This is a genomic window from Bradyrhizobium sp. SZCCHNRI2009 (genome assembly GCF_032485115.1).
GTDB lineage: Bacteria > Pseudomonadota > Alphaproteobacteria > Rhizobiales > Xanthobacteraceae > Bradyrhizobium.
This window is the reverse complement of record NZ_JAUEUH010000003.1, coordinates 13,132-35,162: the sequence shown is the minus strand read 5'-3', so window position 1 is coordinate 35,162 and position 22,031 is coordinate 13,132. Positions and strand designations below refer to the sequence as shown.

Genomic DNA, 22,031 nt, shown 5'->3' with positions numbered 1-22,031 from the left:
TTGCCGCATCAGCGGTAAGGGTTCCAGCCGTTGATCTGAGTATTTGAGCGTGGCGGACCCTGCTTGTCCGTGACCTCGCCGCGCACTGCACCTCGGGACCGCAGCCTAGTCTGTGCGGACAGTCTGAAACTGCCATCATCGCCGTGACCCATACGCCAGCCACGCAAATCTTTTACATCGGGCGAATGCCCATGTCGTCGACATTCAGGGTGGTCAAGATTGATTTGGCGTCTCATGCCGGCGGGACCGATGATATCCCGGCCGACAGGACCTGGGCGGATCGGCAAGCTAGTTGGGCAAGGCAGATGCCGCGCGACACTGCCGACCTCTGGACCTTCGTGGTGACACTCGATCACGACAGCCGTATGGCTCTGTTCGAGGCATAGGGAGATCTACCGCGATGACGACGGCGCCCGGCGGCCCACGCTGCGTCTGCAAATCGGCCTGGAGGACATCAAGGATCTGAAGGCCGATCTCGCGGCGGGGGGCAAGCGGCTCGTGTCCTACACGCTGACCGCAGAGCCCGGCTGACAGCGTTTCATCCCGCCCAGTCTCTGAACGCTGCGGGAAGTGTGGAGAGGAACGACATGACGCGCTGCGGGCGCTGGGGCGGGCGGCCATCGGAGGTGCGCAGCATCCATCTTTGGATCGACGCCTTCGGCAAACTGGAAATAGCTTTCCTTGCGCAGCTTGGGGATCGGGCACTCGAGTTTGCCGGCTCCAATTTCCGAGCTCTGGTCGCGGTAGCTGTTGCGCTGCGCCAGCACTCAGCGCCCTTCTCGCCATAGGGCGCGCCGTCAGCCCGCCGACTCCATATCCGTCAGCCGCTGGGCACAGGGCCGATCATCGCGCGCGGGACATCGGCATCGGGGCCTTCTCCACGAGCGCACGAGGGCCTATGATCGTCCCGATCATCGAGAACGACCGTGCGGACGGCTTTGCTGTACCGAGCTACACCACCTCCGAGGACACGACCATGCCCCGCGATTCAACGCGCGGCAGCACGGCGTGATATTCATCAATGCTGTCGAGGTCGATAAGTGTCTTGCCTCCCATTTTGTACGCCCTAATCCGCTCCTGCGCGATCAGTTCATAAGCCTTTGTTTTGCCGAATTTGCCATATCGGCAACCTTCCTTGAACTCGACGAGACGGCGCTGCTTGTTATCGTTATCGGCTTTGTCCATTGAGGTGCCTTGATCGAGTGGATTTGACGTTTGAACGGGAAAGTTGGTTCTGACCACGTTGCAGATGCTCTACTCCTGACATGCCTTGCGCGATTCCGATGTGAGTTGTCATGTACGCGCGTCCCAGGCAGGGGACGATTCGTGCCTGCTTGGAGTTCGCAGCGCCGCATGTCTTGCAGAATGCAGTCAATTTGCCTCCATACGAATTTGGAAGAGCGACAATGCTTCGGTATGTGCTTCGGATACGGTGGCGTAGAATCAGGTCGGTTTTCGAGCACAAGCGGGGCTGGCGAGTTGACCACGCAGAAATGTCGCCCAGACGTGGCCGACTACATAGATCGCCATCCATCACCTCGAAATTATCACGTTTGGACATGAGCGGCTCTGCGATTCAATCGCCCGTTCAAGGTCCGGAGATATTCGGCGTAACCTCCGGCCCGGCTTTCAGGTATTCCTATGTGCGACTACAATGGCCGGCTTGACAGCGCAGCCCGAGTACGGCTCTTCCGAAACATGCGGAGGAGAGCCCTTCCTGCTTCTATCGTCGGCAACTGGCGTCTCCGTGGGGGGCATTGCTGGTTTGCTGCGGCGTGAGCAAAAAGGACAGGACGGGTAGCCCGTTCGACGGTCTTGGTGTCGCTCGCCGGAGGCTCTCGCGTTAGGGGCTGCCGCTTCGCGGCATCGCTATCACTGCCCCAAACGCGGGTGCCTTGTTAACCGGTCTCGCGACTGCACTCGGTCCCGGGTCCCGCCGCTGGCGCAGCGGCCGCTATGCTGACCCTCCTGCGGGTGCCTTTCTCTGCCCTCGCTCCGCTCCGGCTGATCGATCAGCGATGTGTCAGACGCTCGTTCAACATGCTGGTGGCCAGCAGAGACTGTGAAACCTATCAATCTTCACTGAGCCAAGATCGAATCGCTGTCGGCGCGCGTCCAATCAGCGGAAATTGCTCGCCTGACGCACTGCAGATCCTGAGGACATTGGCTGTAGACGCTCGGCCCGGAGAGTGGACATCGCATGATACGCGATGATGCTGCTTGGTGACACATCCAACTTCGAGTTGGACACGACAATGCAATCCAGATTCTGGGGTGCCCTTGAGCGTCCGAATCCGCTAAGCGTCAATAGATTCGCCGGCTTTCCGCTCGGTGGTCCCAATAACTCGCGAGCCGATATCTTTGCCTTCTATCCTTCGTACGTCCCGCAGCTCGGTGCAGCGGAAAACGACTTCACCAAAGCAATCCGCCGCACCAGAGAAGCCGGCTCCGCGCAAGACGATATTGGGCGCGCCTAACAAGGCAGCGGTCGCGAGGTTTGCCGTGTCCTCCGCATCGCCTCTCGGACTCTTGGCGCTGCACCTCATGGAACAATGGCAAGAATCCGGTCGAGGCGGTCTCGTGTTTCTCGCCGAGAATGAGCGTAGGGCCGAGCGTTTGGCCTCCATCATTCAGGCTCTTGAGCCGACCTGTGATGTGCTCGTTTATCCGCGACTGAACACCCTGCCATTCGATGTGCTCGAGCCGTCACGTGACATTGCCGGCAGGCGCAATTCCGTGTTGAGGCGCCTTGCGACTGCGAAGAAGTCGATTCTGCTCGTCACCACAGCAGAAGCGATGATGGAACGGTTGCCCCTCACGGCTGATTGGCCGCGTGTTGGCATGTTGCTTAGGATCGGCGGCGCCTATTCCGAACAGCATCTTCAGGCTCGCTTTGAGAGCCTTGGCTACGACCTGGACGATAGCCCAGACTATCCGGGCGGGGCGCTGTTTCACGGCAACACGTTCGAGATTTTTCCGGCCGGTGCGCGCGGCCCTATCAGGGTCGAGCATTCTGCAGGCAGGATACGACGGATTGCCGCATTCAATCCGCTAAATCAGCAAGTGATCTCCGAGCTCAAGGAGCTTCAGATCGATCCGATGTCCGAGCGGCTGGCGTTCAAGGAACGAGCTCGGAACAAGGCCAGCCTGTTCGAGTACTGCACGCGAGCCAATTGGGTCGCAGATGCCGAGGTGCCCAAGCACGCAGACACTTGGCTGAGCACGATTGAGGACGCGGCTCCTCGCGCCGAGCGTGATCGAGCGTATGTGAGCCGCCGCGAGTGGGACCAGGCGGTGAAAAGGATCGCTCTGCTGTCGCCGACAGCGCCATACCGGGCAACGCCGGAGTTCTTCAAGGAAGCCGCGCCCCGGAAGGCGCTGCGCACCTTTGTCGACGAAGCCCAGCGCGGTGACGCGCGTGTGGTGTTTGCTGCCGCAGCCGAAGCGGATCTGCGCCTGATGGCGCGGATGAGCGGGGTCAAAGCCGAATGTGCCGCTGATTGGGCGCAGGCAACTGCGAGGGGCAGGCGAGAAGCCGCCTTGCTGGCGGGCTTCGACGCCGGCTTCGTCGTTCCGGGGCGGAAGCCAGTTGTCGTCATCACCGCGTCCGACGTTCTCGGCAGCAGGGCCCATCAGCCGCAACCCGCGAACTGGGCTTGGACACCTGGCTTCGAAGCCGTTGATCTGCCCGAGCTTGGATCGGTGGTCGTTCATCTGCAGCGTGGATTGGCCCGGCTCGGCGGATTGCGGTCGATGGGCAGTGGAGGGGTCTCTGCACGTGAGATGGTCCGGCTGGTGTTCGCCGGAAACGATGCCGTTCTCGTGCCTCTTGCGGAGTTGGCCCTGATCTGGCCGTACGCGGCTGAGCTCGGGGATACTTCTCTCGACAGGGCTGATGGAAGTACATGGCGGCCGCGGAGAGCGGCTGCCGAGACCGAGATTCATGTCGTCGCCAAGGAGCTCGCGAAGCAGCGGAGCCAGCGCCGGCGGCGGCCAGCACCGAAGCTTGTGCCGCGGCCTGCGAGCTATGAGAAATTCGTCGCGCGGTTTCCCTATTTCACTACGCCCGATCAGGCCAAGGCCATCCGCGACGTTCTGGACGACCTTGCGTCGGGGCACCCGATGGACCGGATCGTCTGCGGTGACGTTGGCTTCGGCAAGACCGAGGTGGCGTTGCGCACAGCGGCAGCTACCGTCCTGTCGGGAAGACAGGTCGCTATCGTGGTCCCCACGACCGTGTTGGCTCGACAGCATGTGGAGACGTTCCGCAAGCGCTTTGCGACGCTCGGCATCGAGGTCGGAGATCTGTCGCGGGTCGCGTCGACGGCCGAGGCGCGCAAGGTGCGAGAGGGACTGAAAAGCGGTGAGCTCAAGGTCGTCGTTGGGACGCTTTCGCTGGCATCGAAGGAGGTCAAATTTGCCGATCTAGGGCTCGTCATCGTCGACGAAGAGCAGCATTTCGGGGCAGCTGACAAAGCCATGCTGTCGAGCCTCAACAAGAACGGTCACCGGCTCTGGATGAGTGCGACGCCCATTCCGCGTACGCTTGCGGCCGGCTTGACGGGCCTGCGGGATCTCAGCGTCATTGCAACGCCTCCGGTTCATCGTGTTCCGGTCGTGACCAAAGTGGCTCCCTTGTCGGACATCGCGATCGCGGCTGCCCTGGTCCGCGAGCACCAACGCAATGGCCAGAGCTTTGTGGTCTGCCCGAGGATTCAGGATCTGGACCCGATGCTTATTCGGATCCACACGCTGGCGCCTGAACTGCGGATCATTTCGCTTCACGGCAAGCTGTCTGCCGACGAGATCGACGAGAGGCTGATGGCTTTCGTTGAAGGCGAAGCGGACGTCTTGCTCGCGACCAACATCGTGGAAAGCGGTCTCGACATCCCGCGAGCCAACACCATCGTCGTGTGTTGGCCGGAAAGATTTGGCCTCGCGCAATTGCATCAGCTCCGCGGCCGGGTGGGGCGCGGCGGCATCCGTGCATTTGCGCATTTTTTGACGGACGGCGGCTCTGGCCGATCGGAAAAGCGCCTGTCCGTTCTGGAGGAGCTGAACCGCCCGGGCGCAGGCTTCGCGATCAGCGCACGCGATCTCGATCTCCGCGGCGGCGGAGACATGCTCTCGGATCGTCAGTCCGGTCATGTGCAGGTGTTTGGCCCAACTCTCTACGGCCATCTTCTGACCCTGACTCTTGAGGGCGATCGAGACGGGATGTCCGCTCTCTGGATTCCGGAGTTGAACCTGCCGATCGCGGAGCTTCTTCCGTCGAACTATGTGCAGTCCGAAGCAGTCAGGCTCGAGATCTACGCTCGCGCCTCTCGGTGCCGGACCGATGATGAGCTGGAGGAGCTGGAGGATGAAACGCAGCGCCGCTTCGGTATGCTGCCGCCGCCGGCCAGCAACTTCTTCGCAATTGCCAAGCTCAGGTTGATTTGCAGAGAACGCGGGATCATGCGTCTCGACGTGGGACCGGACGCAATTGCGGCCATGCTGCTGCCAGGACGGATCCGGAGGTCGTGCTCCCAATTGCTGCAGCGCGATGGCAATCGGATCATCTATCCCGGGCGGAGCAGCGAGCCTGTGTTGCAACAAATCGAACAGTTTTTGGATCTGTTGGACGAATAGCGGGCGGCACTTCGGTAGTTTTCTGATGCTCGGCGCCGCGACGAGGGTGCTTGGATTTTGAAGCCGCTCCCTATCGTTCGAGGCGCTCCTTGGTTCCTTTGCGCGGCAGCCGGCTATTCGGGCATCATTGACAAGCGGAACCCATCCAGCTTCCAGTCAATCAATCCATTTTCGTCTTGCTGAATCTGCGGTCGTCGGATGATGATCAAGGCATGTTGTTTCCCCGAGCCGCGCCAAATTGTGAGAGAGCGCCGCGGCTCGGATCTATTCGCTCACAGCGGAAGAGCGATGATGGACCTTCCAGCGGCGCGCCTTATCATGGCTGCAGCCGGTCTTGTCAGCTAGCCAAAACGAGCGTTTGATGCTGACGAAGCTGCTGGGGCATGATGATGGTCAATGCGCTCGTCGTCCGCGAGACCCACCTTCCGCAATCACCAAACGGACGTGCAGCGCAATACGTTCGCATGTCGACGGACTATCAGCGCTACTCGATCCAGAATCAGGCTGCGGTGATTGCTGCCTATGCCCACGCCCACGGGCTTTCGATCGTCAAGACCTATGCGGATCATGGCGAGAGCGGTCTCAAGATCAAGAACAGGCCGGGGCTTGCCAAGCTGATTGAAGACGTCAGCAACAGGCGGGCCGACTTTGACCATATACTGGTCTATGACATCAGCCGGTGGGGCCGTTTCCAGGACGTCGACGAAGCCGCACACTACGAGTTCATCTGCAAGCAGGTGGGGATCAGAGTCAGCTATTGCGCTGAGCAGTTCGACAATGACGGCAGCATGCTCTCTAACATTGTCAAAAATCTGAAGAGGGTTATGGCGGCCGAATATAGCCGCGAACTGTCGGTCAAGGTGCATACGGGCATTTGTCGTTTCGTTGGACTCGGCTTTCTGCCTGGCGGACCCGTTAGCTACGGCCTCGAGCGTGTTTTGGTCAACGAGCGCCTCGAGCCGAAGAAGATCATGGACAGGGGAGAGCGAAAGTATCTCCAGACGGATCATATTCGTCTGCGGCCTGGCGATGCACACGAGATCAGCGTTGTGAAGCGGATCTTCGCACGCTTCCTTCAGGTCAAATCTGAGAAGGCAATCGCCAGAGAACTCAACCGCGAAGGGATTTTGTGCCGAGGGAAGGCGTGGAGGGCACCCACGATCAGCCGTATGCTGCGAAACGAAAACTACATCGGTAACTTGGTTTACAACAGGCAGTCGAAAAAGCTCGGCGGCGTGCGGATCAACAACCCCGCGAACCTATGGATCCGCTCTGAGCGGTGCTTTGAGCGCATCATTACAGAGGACGTCTTTCTTACTGTCCAGAAAATCGTGAAAGAGAGGCGCGTTGACGTTAGCGAAGAGGAGATGTTGCTCCGTTTGAAGCGAACCTTGAAGAAGGAGGGCCGTCTCACGCCGACGATCATCAACGCAACGGTGGACCTCCCGTCAGCCCGAACCTTTATTGACCATTTCGGGACTCTGCGAAATGCCTACAGGCTGATCGGATATCAGTCGCAACGACGCTGCGAGTACATCGACGTTCGTCGGAGTTGGGTTGAGCCACTCTCGGCCCTCGCGGGACGCATTTGCCAGCAGCTGCAAAAGGAGGGATGTCACGTAGCCCTCCAGAGTATCAAGAGCCGTTGGACCCTCGTAGGTGTTCCTGAGCAGCACCTGATTGTCGATGAACGGCAGCAGATTTTTTTTCGGGTCGCCTATTGGACAGCTGGAGCCCGCCCGGGATTTTCTCCCTTCTGGACAGTTTCTTGCCGACGTCTACCGGCCGGATGGATCGTGGCAATCCGGCTGAGTGAGCACAATGAATCCATTCTCGACTACATCGTGATGCCAACGGCTTCGAATGACAGCAACATGATCAGATTCCGTGAGAATGGGCGTGCCGACCACGGCGTCACCTACCTCAAAACGGAAGTCGAGCTTGCCCGGTTAGTGGTTCGCCTGGTCACCAAAGAGAGCCGTATCGCGCGATCACGGCGGCGACAGCGGACCCGACTAGTGAAGCGATCCCCATCCAACGGAAAGGGCGCTGACGCACAGCGTCGATAGAACGCAGGTAGAGATACGCTCCAAGGAGCGACCCGTAGTTCCGTCGAAAGTCGCCGTTCAATTTCGAGATGTGAACAAGGTCGGACGTCGAAGGTGATTGTTCGGCCATCGTTGTCTCCCAAAGTTAAGCCGGCATCCAATGAACCACTGATTTGCCCGACGGTGCAAATAAAATTCGGTTTATGCGAAACAGTGGCGACACACTCAGGGAGGCACCCGATTTTCCGGCTTGGAGGGCAGGCCGAGTCGGGGACGGTTGCCCGGCATGTCCGACGCGAGGAATTCGGCGGCCACCCTTGATTTCGTTCCGGCAAGCGCGCCGAACTACGGTGGCGGCCTGTCCGCGAACCAGCGGAATGTTGCCAACGCACTGACGCGGTTCTTCGATACGACGGGCAGTATTCCGCTCGTGTTTGGCACACTTTCGCCTTCGGGACTGACCCAAGTATCGGGAGAGCTCGCGTCAGCTCCGCAGCAGGCCACGTTCAATGCGATGGGGCAGTTTGTCAGCCTGCTCGGGGATCACGGTCAGGCCGGGCGCGACGGCGTTGGCGAAGTTGCCCCGCTGGCCTATGCCGAGGCTGGCAGGACACCGAGCCGGCCGGCGGGGAACGCCTTTGCGTCGATGAGCAGGCAACCAGAATCGCTCGAGCCGCGCTGGAGTGTTTGGGTTGACGGATTTGGCGGGTCGCAGTCGACGGATGGAAGCGCCGGAGCCGGATCAGCTCACTCCACCAGCCGGATCTACGGGACTGCGGTCGGGGCAGAGTACGCATTGACGCCGGCCACGATCGCGGGATTCGCTCTCGCGGGTGGCGGCACAGGTTTTAGTGTCAACGCCCTCGGAACAGGGAGATCTGATCTGTTTCAGGCTGGTGCCTATGTTCGACACGTCCAAGGGCCGGCCTATCTGAGCGCAGCCTTGGCTTACGGTTGGCAGGATGTAACGACAGATCGCACTATAGCCGGTGTCGATCGGTTGAAGGCGTCGTTCAAAGCGAACGCCTACTCCGGACGCGTTGAAGCCGGCTATCGCCTGTCGGTGCCCTTGATCCGCAATTTCAGTCTGACGCCCTATGCAGCAGGCCAGGCCGCCCATCTTGATCTGCCCCAATACGCCGAGCAGTCGGTCGCTGGCGCCTCGGTATTCGCCCTGAGCTATTCCGCCAAGCGGGTGACAGACTATCGGACCGAAATAGGACTTCGGACCGGCTTGTCCTTGGGGGACAAGGATGGCGTGCTCAACTGGCGAGGCCGTATCGCGTGGGCTCATGACTTCAACCCGGATCGCAGCGTCGCTGCAACTTTCCAATCGCTGCCGGGGGCAAGCTTTACCGTCAGCGGCGCGCAGCCGGCGCCGGACGCTGCGTTGACCACTCTGGGTCTCGAACGACATTGGAGCAATGGCTGGTCCGCGGCTGCCACCCTCGATGGAGAGTTCTCGAGCACCACACGTTCCTATTCCGGTAGAGCCTCCATGCGCTATGTCTGGTGACCGCGATATCGCAAGAATCGATGAGGATCATCACGAGCGGCGAGATCATCGGGAACGAGTGGGACAGAGTCATATCTCTGCGGAAGCTCACGATCCTTCGACTAGGGGTCGTGCTCGGCTCGCCTCGAGATGAAAATCGGGCGCGCCTTTTAGTCATTCCAATGCAGATTCCTCGATGAGTCCGTCGATCAGGAGGGGCGCGCATTCGCACGATGACGGCGAAGGCTCAAGCGGGCACTCACTTGACAAATCGGGGCAGGAAAGAACAAAAATAGAACGGGGTGGCCGCACCGTCAAGAGAGCCCAATGCCCACCCTCACCTCAGAAGGCTTGAAGGGCTGAACCGCGCTACGCTGCGCAACAGAAGGCATGAAAAGAGCGCCCCGGATGAAGCCGCAAGTTCTTCCTGTCTATTACTATCTCGATCATTTCACGGAGATGCTCGGCTTCGTGAAGAAGACTTACGGTGCTGTCCTGACCTCGGAGCACCATGTCTTCATCGAGCAATTTGACGGTCTTCCCAGGGATGCACAATGCCTTCTTGTCCGCATGGTCAATCGGCGGGGAGCGATCTTCAATCGCACGCTCTTCAAATATCCAGAGATTGCAGATGTTGAAGCCGCGGCTCGGCATCTGCTTGCCAGCGCCCATGCTCGTGTTCTGCAGGTCGACGATTACGCCGCTTTCGTAACATGCTTGCCCAAAGACACCCTTGTGACGGCGGCGCATGCATCCGGAAGATCCGATATTCGTAAATCCTGGTCGAAGTCCAAGCTCATCGAATACTTTCTCGCCAATGTTCCTTTTGAGGTCGCTGCTCAGCATTGTGGCGGGAAAAACTTCATCGCGCTTCACAACACGAGGCCGATCGAATTTCTGCTCTATCTCTATTTTGGCAAGACGGAGCGGGATCTCAAGACCTTCGCGCTACGCGATCTCGGCATCATGCGCACCAACAGTGCGACCTCGTTCAGTGCACGCTTTGCGGATGGCGATGAAGCCCACGCCTGCTTTCACTATAGTAGCCTGCTCGACCAACTCGAAACCGAAGCCGAGGCGATCTATCGCCAGGGAGTGGTCGACCTGCTCGGCGGACCGCCAGGTCCGACAGATTACGCTCAGGATCTGAGAAGCCGCGCGGCCTTCAAGCTTGGCCAGTTCTTCGAGAAGGGCGCCGATACTGCGCTCGCGCTTCAACTTTATCGTGCCGGTTCGTCCCCCGAATGCCGCGAGCGCCTCGTGCGCCTTCACTACAGTCTGGGCGCGAAAAGCGAATCTGAAGCGCTTCTGCGCCGGATCATTGATGATCCGGCGAGCGACGAAGAGCACGTTTTTGCGGTCGACTTCTATGCGCGCAAGTTTGGCGGTCAGCGAACGGGGCTTTGCACCGAACTCCTGCGCTCGGGGCGCGTCGTCGCGGTCGACGACACACATCGGGGCAACCCGGAGGCCGGTGTCGCTGGGGTCATGCGCCGTCAGGGCAGTCAGGTATACTTTGCCGAGAACGCATTGTGGCACACCCTGTTCGGCCTCTGTTCTGGGACGAGCTGTTCGAATCCGGTCAATTGCACAGCGGCTTCGACTGGGTCCCTCAATGTCTCAAAGATCGCACGTTCATCCGATTGTTCAAGGCCCAGGTGGACGTGAAGCTTGCCGCCGTCCGATCGGGTGATGCCCTTCCGCTGATCCTGCGTGCGCTCGCTGCGCGCTGGGGGCGGCCCAATGGCATCTTCAACTGGGATCGCTTTCAGATCGAGGCTGTCCGTACGCTTCTCGATCACGCCAGCCCTCACGGGGTTGCCGCGATCTTGCACGCGATGTGCGAGGATTTCCGCGCTATGCGCGACGGATTCCCTGATCTGATGCTGCTTCGCGATGGCGCGGTCTCATTCGTGGAGATCAAGGCAGAGGGTGACGTCATCCGCCGCAATCAGCTCACCCGCCTGCGGCAACTGCAATCAGCCGGGCTCCAGGCCGAGATCTGCAGGGTCGAGTTTTGCTTCGACCCCGGGCAGGATTACATTGTTGTCGATATCGAGACGACCGGGAGCTGGGCCTCTGGCGACCGCATAACCGAGATTGGCGCGGTCAAGATCCGCAATCATCAGGTTGTCGATGAGTGGCACTCACTGCTCAATCCTCAGCGTCCCATTCCTGCAAATATCACCCGGCTCACGGGCATCACAAACGAGATGGTTCGCGATGCTCCGGTTTTCGCATCTGTTGCAGACAGCTTTCTCGAATTCATGGGTGACGGCGTCTTCGTCGCGCACAACGTCAATTTCGACTATGGCTTTATCGCTTACGAGTTCAGCCGTCTCGATCGAAAGTTCCGCTTTCCAAAGCTTTGCACCTGCGCCGGAATGCGACGGCGATATCCCGGCCATAAGTCCTACGGGCTCGGAAATCTGTGCCAGATCTACGACATCGAACTCGAGAGCCATCATCGCGCACTCTGCGATGCGAAGGCTGCCGGCCAGCTGCTCAATCTGATCAACAGGAAGCGCGAAAGTGAGGGCCCGCTGGCGGAGGAACAGGCCGCTTAAAGATGCGGCGCTGTCCCCAGAGAGGCAATACACGCCTACAGCTCATCATCCCGGTGGACGTCAAACGGCGATGTCCTCCCGGAAGCTCCGGAGGGAATTCATGAGCCGTCCGCCCTGGATGGGCGTGAAGCTCGTTGAGAGCAAGAGTGCAGCCGGGTTGGCCGTGACGGGTTGGAAGTGGCGAGAGGGTTCCGCCGCGCCCGTCGCGGAGATCCGCGATGCAGGGACGGAGACTTGGTGCGCGCGCCGGCGAGAGCCGGGCGAGCCTCTATGAAGAGATCACGAGCAAGATCATCGGTGAGCTGGAGGCTGGCCGGGTGCCCTGGGTCCGGCCATGGGGGACGCAAGCGGCGAAGGCTCAGCTGGCCTTGCCACGGAATGGGGCTACGGGTCGGCCGTACTCGGGGATCAACGTTCTCATCCTCTGGGGGGCAGTCATCGAGCGCGGGTTGACGGGCCAGAGCTGGTTGACCTTCCGGCAAGCTCTCTCGCTTGGCGGTCATGTCCGCAAGGGCGAGCGCGGCGTCTCTGTCGTCTACGCCGACCGCTTTGTGCCATCGGATGAACGGCAGCGTGCCCGCGAGGTCGGCGAGGAGGCGCAAGCCATTCCGTTCCTGAAGCGGTTTACTGTATTCAACACCGACCAATGCGATGGTCTGCCAGATGATATCGCAACCGTGGCACCGCTTCCGCCGCCGGGTGTCATGGAGCCTGTGGTCGAGACCCTGATTGTCAACAGCGGCGTCGACTTCCGGATCGGGGGTGATCGTGCGTTCTATGCGCCAGGCGAAGATTTCGTGCAGGTGCCACTGCCAGCGGCGTTCTTCGAGCCGATCAACTGGTACCGCACCGCTTTGCATGAGCTCGCCCATGCGAGCGGTCATGCCTCGCGGCTGAATCGGGATCTCTCGGGTCGGTTCGGCAGCCGCAAATACGCCTTCGAGGAGCTGATCGCCGAGATCGCAGCCGCCTTCAGCTGCGCCGCGCTCGGCATCGTGCCGACCGTGCGCCATGCCGACTATCTCGGCTTCTGGCTCGACGTCCTGCGCGAGGATAGTCGCGCCATTGTCCGGGCGGCAAGCCAGGCGAGCCGCGTGGCCGACTATCTCCTCGGCTTTGCACCGAGTGCTGCTGGCCTCGCTCAGCCGAGCGCTCCGGATCGCGTACCCGCGTGAACCCTGCACGCTTGGGAGAACAGAGGAGAGGGAGAGGGCGAGAGGTGCTCTGCGACGGGTTGAAGGCCTGAGAGAGAGGCTCCGGGCCGCCCGTCGTGGAGAACGAAGACATGACCAAGGCCGCTCACAAGATCACGCTGTCGCCATCGCGCGACATTCCTTTCAACAAGCTCGTGCTCAGCCAGTCCAACGTGCGCCGGATCAAGGGCGGCGTTTCGATCGAGCAACTGGCCGAGAGCATCGCCGAGCGGACGCTGCTGCAAAGCCTGAACGTTCGGGCTGTCCTCGATGCCGAGGGCAGGGAGACCGGGATGTTCGAAGTGCCCGCGGGCGGCAGGCGCTACCGGGCGCTGGAGCTCCTGGTGAAGCAGAAGCGAATGGCGAAAACGCAAGCTGTGCCTTGCGTGGTGCGCGATTCCGGTTCGGCCCTGGACGACTCGCTCGCCGAGAACGACCAGCGTGTCGGCCTGCATCCCCTGGATCAATTTCAGGCGTTCCAGGCCCTGCGTGACGGCGGCATGGGAGAGGAGGAGATCGCGGCGCGGCACTTCGTGACCGTTGCGGTCGTCAAGCAGCGGCTGCGGCTGGCCGCGGTCTCGCCGGCGCTTCAGGACGTGTATGCCGCCGACGGCATGACCCTGGAGCAGCTGATGGCGTTTTCGGTGACGTCGGATCATGCACGCCAACAGGAGGTCTGGGACAAGGTCAGCCGTTCCGGCGGCGATACGCCCTACCAGATCCGGCGGCAGCTCACCGAGCAGACGGTTCGGGCGTTCGACCGCAGGGTCCAGTTCATAGGGCTGGCTGCCTACGAGACGGCCGGTGGCGCTGTGCTGCGGGATCTGTTCGAGGCCGACGATGGCGGCTGGCTCCACGATGTCGCGCTGTTGGACCGGCTCGTGGCGGAGAAGCTGAAGGCGGAAGCGGAGCGGATTGGCCTTGAGGGCTGGAAGTGGATCGCGGCCGCCGTCGACTTCCCTTTCGGGCATACTCATGGCTTGCGCGAGCTTCATGGGCAGCCGGCAGAGCTCACCGCCGACGAGCGGGCGACCATGGAAGCGCTGCGGACTGAGCAGGCCAGGCTCGAGGCCGAACACGGTCAGGCCGATGAACTGCCTGAGGATATCGATCAGCGTCTCGGTGAGATCGAGGCGGCGCTGCAGTCCTTTGACGAGCGGCCGATGATTTTCGATGCAGCCGAGATGGCGCGCGCTGGCGCGTTCGTCAGCATCGACTCGGAAGGCCGACTGCGCGTCGCCCGCGGTTTCGTCCGACCCGAGGATGAGGCCGTGGTGTCGGAAGATGAGCCGGAGACCGAAGCTAGTCACGACAGGGGCACTGCGACCGCCATTCCGGATATGGAGGGCGGGGTGCCGGCGGCGACAATCGTCATCGGTCACGGCGAGCAGGAAGCGCCCGCCGACGCGGAGGATGTCGAGCGGCCGCTCCCCGACCGGTTGATCAGCGAGCTCTCGGCGTATCGCACGCTCGCCCTTCGTGAGGCACTCGGCCGAGAGCCATCCATCGCCTTCAAGGCGGTGCTGCACACCTTCGTGCTCGCGGCCTTCTATCCCTACGGGTCAGTCTTCTACTGCCTGGAGATCTCGCTGCGCACCCCGAGCTTCCCGGCGCAGCCGCCGGGCCTGCAGGACAGCGCTCCGGCAAAGGCGATCGCCGCGCGTCATGCGGCCTGGAAGGCGAAGCTGCCGGCCAACGACAAGGACCTCTGGGCAGCGTTGACGACGATGGACGGAGCGGCCCAGGCAGAGCTGTTCGCCCATTGCGCCGCGCATGCGGTGAACGCGATCTTTGAGCCGGCCAACCGCGTGCATCAAGGCCGCCTGTCCGCCCATGGCGTCCGCGGGCGCCTCCGACAGGCCGACCATCTGTCGCGCGCCGTCGGGCTCGACATGATCAGCGCCGGCTGGAAGCCAACTGCCGCCAACTATCTCGGTCGCGTCACCAAGCACCGCATCCTGCAGGCCGTGCGAGAAGCGAAGGGCGAAGCGTCGGCGCAGCTCATCGAGCATCTGAGGAAACCGGATATGGCGCGCGAAGCCGAGCGGTTGCTCGAAGGCAGTCGCTGGTTGCCCGAGCCGCTGCGTGGCGCGGATGCCGAGGTAACGCGGGCGGTCGATGGCGTCGATTCCGCTAGCCTGCCGGCGTTCCTCAGTGAGGATGAGGAGGCGACGGGAGGCGCTGATGACGTGGAGGAGATCGTTGCCGCGGAATGATCAGCTTGCCTTCGCGGCCGATCCCAACCTGAAGAAACCGAAGTGCAAGCCCGGTCAGATCGGCCGGGCTTTTTTCATGGAGGTCACTGTCGCGTCGAGCAGCTCGAGAGTGAGAGAGGCGGAGCAGCGCGATTGAGTCCGCCGGACCGGAGAGAGCGTTCGGCGGAGCTCTTCCGTGTTCCGCTCTCCTTGAAGGTTCCTCGACATGATCACCGAGACGAACTGTCCGGCTGCGCCCTTCGCGCTGCTTGCGCGCGCCAAGGCCGTCCTTCGTGCAGCCGAGCTGCTGCTGCCAAGCCTTACCCGGGGCGAGCGGATCGATGCCAGGTGCCTGCGCCTGGCCATGCAGACCGCATTTGGCGCCAGTGACGCCGATGGAAGCTGGGATTGGAAGACGGCCTACGACGCCTGTGAGATCGCCTCTGTCCTATTCCTCGTCAAGCACGGTCCAGCGATGATCAAGGCCAGCAAAGGCACTCCCCCGGCCATGCTGCCGATGGTCGCAAAGGTCGCGGCCCTACTGCCGAGCCACACCAGGCGCTCACTCGAGAGCCAGAGTCTTCAGCAGTTCTCGACCCCGCTGCCATTGGCGTTCGCTGCGGCCGCGGCGGCGCAAGTGACTTCGGTCGATCGGGTGCTCGAGCCATCGGCGGGGACAGGAATCCTGGCCGTCTTTGCGGAGCTTGCTGGCGGCTCGCTTCTGCTCAATGAGCTCGCTGCAAGTCGCGCAGCCTTGCTCGATCTGGTGTTCGCGGGTCTGACCGTGACCCGCTTCGACGCCGCGCAGATCGATGATCATCTCGATGCGGCCTTCGTTCCAAGCGTGGTTCTGATGAATCCCCCGTTCTCGGCGACCGCGAGTGTGGACCGTCCGCTGGCCGATACGGCGTTGCGCCATGTGTCTTCGGCCCTCGCACGGCTTGGAGACGGTGGGCGACTGGTCGCAATCACGGCCGCCGGCCTTGCGCCCGACAATCCGACCTGGACGGATGCCTTCGTGCATCTGCAGGAGCGCGGTCGTCTGGTGTTCTCCGCGGCGATCGATGGCACTGTCTATGCGCGGCAGGGCACGACGACCGCCACACGGATGCTCGTGATCGACAAGCGCCCAGCTCCGGACGCTCGTGTGTTTCCGCAATCTGCCGGGGTGGCACCTGATGTCAGGACCTTGCTCGGCTGGATCACGGCGCTCGTGCCACCGCGGCCGCCGATGGCCAGCCGGTTTGTCGCTCAGGTGGGTCAGCGTGCAAAAATTCGTTCGAGACGGGATCTGGATCCCGCATGCTCCTCTCCGTTGCCGACTTCCAGTGAGCCTGAGGGCTGCGAGCTTGCCTACGACATCGTGGATGAGGTCTCCGACGAAGGAACTCGCCTGACTGACGCGCTCTATGAGACGTATCAGTTGCAGTCGATCCGGATTCCGGGCGTGCAGCCTCATCCCACGAAGCTCGTGCAGTCGGCGGCGATGGCCTCCGTCGCACCGCCAAAGCCGTCCTATCGGCCGCATCTTCCGGCCAGGATCGTCACTGAAGGCGTGCTGTCCGGCGCGCAGCTCGAGAGTCTCATCTTTGCCGGCGAAGCGCATGGTGGATTCCTCGCCGGCTTTTGGACGGTCGACGAGACCTTCGATCAGGTCCGTGCGGTCGGCGAGGACACGGAGACGGCGGTCCGCTTCCGGCGCGGCTGGTTCCTCGGTGATGGCACGGGCGCCGGAAAAGGTCGCCAGGTCGCCGGCATCCTGCTCGACAATTGGCTGAAGGGCCGGCGCCGGGCGGTCTGGATCAGCAGGTCCGACAAGCTGATCGAGGACGCGCAGCGCGACTGGGCAGCGCTCGGTATGGAGCGGCTTCAGGTCACGCCGCTGTCGCACTTCCGCCAGGGGGCGCCGATCCGGCTCGATGAGGCCATCCTTTTCACGACCTACGCCACGCTGCGGACCGACGAGAAGGCCGAGAAGCTTTCCCGCGTGCGCCAGATCGTCGACTGGGTGGGACGGAATTTCGATGGCGTGATCATCTTCGACGAGAGCCATGCGATGCAGAACGCCGCAGGCCACAAGGGCGATCGGGGCGATCAGGCGGCTTCACAGCAGGGCCGCGCCGGATTGCGGTTGCAGCATGCGCTGCCCAATGCCCGCATCGTCTACGTCTCGGCGACAGGCGCGACCACCGTTCACAATCTGGCTTATGCCCAGAGGCTGGGACCGTGGGGCGGCGCGGATTTCCCGTTTGCGACGCGGGCGGACTTCGTGGCGGCGATCGAGCAGGGCGGCGTCGCGGCCATGGAGGTGATGGCGCGCGATCTCAAGGCCCTCGGGCTTTATGCGGCGCGCTCGCTGTCCTTCGAGGGCGTCGAATACGAGCCGCTCGAGCACCGGCTCACGGACGAGCAGGTCAGGATCTATGACGCCTATGCCGAGGCGTTCGCGGTCATTCACAACAATCTCGAGGCCGCGATGCAGGCGACCAACATCACCGGCGCAACCGGCACGCTCAACGCCCAGGCCAAATCGGCCGCGCGCTCGGCCTTTGAGTCGGCCAAGCAGCGCTTCTTCGGGCACCTCCTGACTTCGATGAAGACGCCGACGCTGATTCAGGCGATCAAGCGCGATCTCGATGCTGGCCACGCCGCGGTCGTCCAGATCGTCTCCACAGGTGAAGCCCTGATGGAGCGCCGGCTGGCCGAGATCCCGACCGAGGAGTGGGGCGACGTCCAGGTCGACATCACGCCGCGCGAATATGTCCTCGATTATCTCGCCCATTCCTTCCCGGTCCAGCTCTACGAGCCGTTCACCGATGGCGAAGGCAATCTGTTGTCGCGTCCGGTCACTCGCGATGGCCGGCCGGTCGAGAGCCGCGAAGCGGTCGCTCGCCGCGATCAGATGATCGAACATCTCGCTTCGCTCGCCCCGGTGCCGGGTGCGCTCGACCAGATCGTTCAGCGCTTCAGCACGGACATGGTCGCTGAGGTCACGGGCAGGTCGAGACGGATCGTCCGCGTCCGCGATCGGATGGTGGTCGAGACGAGGGCGACCTCTGCCAACCTCGCTGAGGCCGCAGCGTTCATGGATGATAGGAAGCGCATCCTGGTGTTCTCGGATGCCGGCGGCACAGGCCGCAGCTACCACGCCGAGCTCTCGGCGACGAACAAGCGGCTGCGGGTGCATTATCTACTGGAGCCAGGCTGGAAGGCGGATGCCGCGATCCAGGGGCTTGGCCGGACCAATCGCACCAACCAGGCGCAGCCACCGCTCTTTCGCCCTATCGCCACCGACGTGAAAGCCGAGAAGCGCTTCCTGTCGACGATCGCGCGCCGGCTCGACACGTTGGGCGCGATCACCCGTGGCCAGCGCCAGACCGGCGGACAGGGACTGTTCCGGGCGGAGGACAATCTCGAAGGCCCGCACGCCCGCGATGCCCTGCGTCAGTTCTATGGGCTGCTCGCCCGTGGGCAATTGGGGAGCTGTTCGCTGCAGCGGTTCGAGCAGGCCACGGGATTGAAGCTCACGGACGAGAACGGCCTTCGCGACCAGCTGCCGCCGATCACGACATTCCTGAACCGGCTGCTGGCGCTGACCATCGAGCTGCAGAACATCCTGTTCACGGTGTTCGAGCAGTTGCTCGCGGCGCGGATCGAGGGCGCGATCGCATCCGGGACTTTCGATGCCGGTCTGGAGACGCTGCGTGCAGAAAGCTTCGTCGTCATGGAGCGGCGCACCATCAACACCCATCTGGCAACAGGTGCCGAGACTCATCTCGTCACCATCGCCCAGCGTGACCGCAACCGGCCGATGCCGCTGAACGAGGCCTTGGAGCGGCTGCTGCAACGCCGCGCTGTTCCCGTGACCCATGTCCGCTCGGGGCGAGCGGCGATCCAGGTGCCGGCGCCGAGCTGGTTGCTCGACGATGGCGAGATCGAGCAGCGCGTCCATCTGATCGGACCGATGCGACGCCAGACTCTACCGCTCGCCAGGCTGGCCGAGCATGATTGGGCCGAGACAGACCGCGAGCAGTTCAAGGCCGGCTGGAGTGCGGAGCTCGCATCCATTCCGGAGTTCACGACCACCACGATCTACCTCGTCACAGGGCTTCTGCTGCCGATCTGGAAGCGCCTCCCTCAGGAGTCCGCGCGGGTCTACCGGCTCCAGACCGATGCGGGCGAGCGCATCATCGGCCGCAAGGTGCCACTCAGTTGGGTCACCGCAGCGTCGACCGAGCGACCTTCGCTCGCTCCCGATGACGCGTTCACATCCGTGCTGCGTGACGGCTATGTACTCGATCTTCATGAGGGCTTGCAGCTGCGGAGGGTGCGCGTCATGGGCGCCAACCGGATCGAGCTCTTGGGCTTTCCTGCGGGCTTACGGGATTGTCTCAGGGCCTACGGGCTGTTCAGCGACATCATCTCGTGGAGGCTGCGGATGTTCGTACCCACCGATGCAGGCGGCCCGGCGATCCTAGCCAGCGTTCTGGAGCGGTTTCCAATTGCTGAGGTCCGCGGGCGGGAGCTGTCGTGATGTCAGACGACGCGTCTGAACTGGCGCGCCGCCTTGCGCGTGAGGCCGAGGCGGTGTGCCGTCACTATCTGTCCAACGGCAGACGTCAGGGACGCTACTGGTTGGTCGGTGATGTCAACAACACGCCGGGCCGATCATTGTTCGTGCGATTGCACGCCTCGTCGAAGGGGCCGGCCGGCAAATGGACGGATGCTGCGACCGGGGAGCATGGCGATCTGCTCGACGTCATCGGCTCGGTTTGTGGCCTGAGCAGCTTTCACGAGGTTGCCGGGGAGGCGCGCCGTTTTCTGAAGCTGCCGGACTGGGAACGCAAGCCTCCAGTCGGTGCTGTGAATGCCGTGCGCCCCCGCGACTCCGCCAGAGCGGCTCGCCGGCTGTTTGCGATGGGGCAGCCGCTGTCTGGAACGCGCGGCGAGGCCTATCTTGCTCATCGCGGTATCGACCCGCGCGCGGGCACTGATGGTCTACGTTTTCATCCACGTTGCTACTATCGGCCGGACGATGCCACCGATGTCCAGACATGGCCCGCGCTGATTGCCGCTGTGACGGACCTCGAGGGGCGCATCACCGGGGTTCATCGCACCTGGCTGGATCCCGATGGCTTCGACGATCGCAGGCTTGGCAAGGCGCCAATCGACACGCCGCGGCGGGCGATGGGCGATCTGCTTGGGCATGCCGTGCGCTTCGGGACCGCCAAGGACGTGCTTGCGGCCGGCGAGGGCATCGAGACCATGCTGTCGTTGCGGACGGTGCTGCCGACCTTGCCGGTTGCTGCTGCGCTCTCGGCCAACCATCTGGCGAATCTGCTGTGGCCGGCCACGCTGCGCCGGATCTATGTCGCCGTCGATGCTGATGCTGCTGGTATCGCCGCGGCAGAGACGTTGACGACACGCGCGCTGGACGCCGGTATCGAGGCGATCGCATTATGCCCTCGCCTGGACGACTTCAACGAAGACCTACGCGTTTTAGGGACAGCCAAGCTCCTGGACGTCTTGCGTCATCAGCTGCTGCCCGAAGATGCCGAGCGCTTCGTGAGCGCGGCTGCGACCTAAACGTCGGCTCGGCGCTGGAGAGTCGTTCGGCGCTCGCCGCACATTGTCGGGACAAGAGGATCTCGTCAGGGCGTCAGAGAGCCGCGCCGGGGCCTTCTGAGAGGCGATCGGACGGCAGGCGGTCCGGTCCGGCAATGGCGGTGCGTGGCCATTTTCCGCCGGCCCGCAGGCGGGCCTTTGCATCGCGAGGCAAAATAGCCGCGCACACCGCCATCCTCCGCTGTCGCTCCGGCCCGCTGCTCGAAGGGATCAGCGGGTTCTGGTCCGGTCCTCCCGCCGTCTTGGAGATCGCCATGGAAGGCCGCGATCGACGCGGTCACCGAACATAGACGAGGTCCCCATGTCCGACCAGCAAGACGAGATGCGTGAGCCGCACGATGCGCAGTCGAGCATCGACAACGCCCTGACCGAACTCCAGCTGTACGGCTACCGCCCCTTCGACGATGAGCTTGATCCTCGGCCGCTCCCTGAAGGCAGGGGCATCGCCGGCGCGGTCGCCGATATCTTCGACGCCCTGGTCGCGACGCTCTCGGAGACGCGCCTCGAGCCTGAGCTGAAGGAGCTCTTGTGGTCAACGGTCAACCTGTTCCACCGTGCCACGATGCGCATCGAGCGCGAGCTCGACGACAACGAGCAGGCGCAGCGCTCGAGTCAGCGCGAGCAGAACGGCTCGGAGGTGCGCTCGGTCGAGCTCGAGCGCCTGACGTCGGAAGGACTGTCACTGGTCGAGCGTCGCAACGCCATGGAGCTGTTCCGCGATCTGGCCGCCGAGGCCTTCGAGCTCCATACGCGATCGCCGTGGCGGCCGCGCTCGGGATCGCAGGTCAGCCATCGCACGCTGACGGCGGCCATGATCGACTCCCGCGATTTCCTTGCTGCCAAGCATCGGGCTGAGACGGAGGTCATGCTGCCGCCAGGCCCCAAGATCGCGCTGACCGGCGGACCGGACTTCAATGACGTCGCACTCATCTGGGATCGTCTCGACAAGGTCCATGCCAAGCATCCCGACATGGTCCTCCTGCATGGCGGCTCGCCGAAGGGGGCCGAGCTGATCGCTAGCAAATGGGCATCGAACCGCAAGGTGCCGCAGATCGCGTTCAAGCCCGATTGGACAAGACACAATAAGGCCGCCCCCTTCAAGCGCAATGACGCCATGCTGGCGACGCTGCCGATCGGCGCCATGGTCTTCCCGGGCTCCGGGATCCAAGGCAATCTCGCTGACAAGGCTCGCCGCCTAGGCATTCCCGTCTGGACCTTCGGGCAAGGCGGCGCGTGAGCGCCGTCAACTGTGCAGGTCCTTTGCGTTCGTCCAAGCG

11 protein-coding genes are annotated in these 22,031 nt (G+C 62.6%); 10 read left to right on the top strand and 1 reads right to left on the bottom strand.

What is annotated here, in order from left to right:
* Positions 1-951: 951 nt before the first annotated feature.
* The gene (locus QX041_RS12175; RefSeq protein ID WP_316165483.1) at positions 952-1,185 is read right to left on the bottom strand and encodes a helix-turn-helix domain-containing protein; all 234 of its coding nucleotides are present in this window, start codon (positions 1,183-1,185) and stop codon (positions 952-954) included.
* 1,395 nt (positions 1,186-2,580) lie between these two features.
* Between QX041_RS12175 and QX041_RS12170 the strand changes: the two genes are divergently transcribed.
* The 10 genes from QX041_RS12170 to QX041_RS12125 all read left to right on the top strand — a co-directional run bounded on the left by QX041_RS12170 (position 2,581) and on the right by QX041_RS12125 (position 21,991).
* Positions 2,581-5,631, top strand: coding sequence for a DEAD/DEAH box helicase (locus QX041_RS12170; protein ID WP_316165481.1), 3,051 nt, complete (start codon positions 2,581-2,583; stop codon positions 5,629-5,631).
* 383 nt (positions 5,632-6,014) lie between these two features.
* Positions 6,015-7,700, top strand: a complete 1,686-nt coding sequence (locus tag QX041_RS12165) for a recombinase family protein (protein WP_316165480.1) — start codon at positions 6,015-6,017, stop codon at positions 7,698-7,700.
* A 265-nt stretch (positions 7,701-7,965) separates the two neighbouring features.
* Positions 7,966-9,195 carry an autotransporter outer membrane beta-barrel domain-containing protein gene (locus QX041_RS12160; protein ID WP_316165478.1) on the top strand — a complete coding sequence of 410 codons (1,230 nt, stop codon included), beginning with the start codon at positions 7,966-7,968 and terminating at the stop codon, positions 9,193-9,195.
* Between the two features lie 387 nt (positions 9,196-9,582).
* Positions 9,583-10,842 (top strand): hypothetical protein, encoded by a 1,260-nt coding sequence (locus QX041_RS12155; RefSeq protein WP_316165477.1) that lies wholly within the window; start codon positions 9,583-9,585, stop codon positions 10,840-10,842.
* Positions 10,818-11,741, top strand: a complete 924-nt coding sequence (locus tag QX041_RS12150; protein WP_316165476.1) for an exonuclease domain-containing protein — start codon at positions 10,818-10,820, stop codon at positions 11,739-11,741. The genes QX041_RS12155 and QX041_RS12150 overlap by 25 nt, the downstream gene beginning before the upstream one ends.
* Before the next feature lie 218 nt (positions 11,742-11,959).
* A complete protein-coding gene (locus QX041_RS12145) occupies positions 11,960-12,916 on the top strand; it encodes an ArdC family protein (RefSeq protein WP_316165474.1) in 957 nt (318 codons plus the stop codon).
* A gap of 110 nt (positions 12,917-13,026) precedes the next feature.
* Complete coding sequence (locus QX041_RS12140; protein WP_316165473.1) at positions 13,027-15,150, top strand: ParB/RepB/Spo0J family partition protein; 2,124 nt, start codon at positions 13,027-13,029, stop codon at positions 15,148-15,150.
* Positions 15,151-15,355: 205 nt separating this feature from the next.
* Positions 15,356-19,663, top strand: a complete 4,308-nt coding sequence (locus QX041_RS12135; protein ID WP_316165472.1) for a strawberry notch-like NTP hydrolase domain-containing protein — start codon at positions 15,356-15,358, stop codon at positions 19,661-19,663.
* Positions 19,663-20,715: a toprim domain-containing protein gene (locus QX041_RS12130; RefSeq protein ID WP_316165470.1), complete on the top strand. Its 1,053-nt coding sequence runs from the start codon at positions 19,663-19,665 to the stop codon at positions 20,713-20,715. The genes QX041_RS12135 and QX041_RS12130 overlap by 1 nt, the downstream gene beginning before the upstream one ends.
* Positions 20,716-21,055: 340 nt before the next feature.
* Positions 21,056-21,991, top strand: coding sequence for a DUF2493 domain-containing protein (locus QX041_RS12125; RefSeq protein ID WP_316165467.1), 936 nt, complete (start codon positions 21,056-21,058; stop codon positions 21,989-21,991).
* Positions 21,992-22,031 lie beyond the last annotated feature (40 nt).

Coding starts and splice junctions, on each gene's coding strand:
- QX041_RS12155 (WP_316165477.1), top strand. CDS start 9,583: ATGAAGCCGCAAGTTCTTCCTGTCTATTACTATCTCGATCATTTCACG.
- QX041_RS12140 (WP_316165473.1), top strand. CDS start 13,027: ATGACCAAGGCCGCTCACAAGATCACGCTGTCGCCATCGCGCGACATT.
- QX041_RS12125 (WP_316165467.1), top strand. CDS start 21,056: ATGTCCGACCAGCAAGACGAGATGCGTGAGCCGCACGATGCGCAGTCG.
- QX041_RS12130 (WP_316165470.1), top strand. CDS start 19,663: ATGTCAGACGACGCGTCTGAACTGGCGCGCCGCCTTGCGCGTGAGGCC.
- QX041_RS12165 (WP_316165480.1), top strand. CDS start 6,015: ATGATGATGGTCAATGCGCTCGTCGTCCGCGAGACCCACCTTCCGCAA.
- QX041_RS12135 (WP_316165472.1), top strand. CDS start 15,356: ATGATCACCGAGACGAACTGTCCGGCTGCGCCCTTCGCGCTGCTTGCG.
- QX041_RS12175 (WP_316165483.1), bottom strand. CDS start 1,185: ATGGACAAAGCCGATAACGATAACAAGCAGCGCCGTCTCGTCGAGTTC.
- QX041_RS12145 (WP_316165474.1), top strand. CDS start 11,960: ATGCAGGGACGGAGACTTGGTGCGCGCGCCGGCGAGAGCCGGGCGAGC.
- QX041_RS12160 (WP_316165478.1), top strand. CDS start 7,966: ATGTCCGACGCGAGGAATTCGGCGGCCACCCTTGATTTCGTTCCGGCA.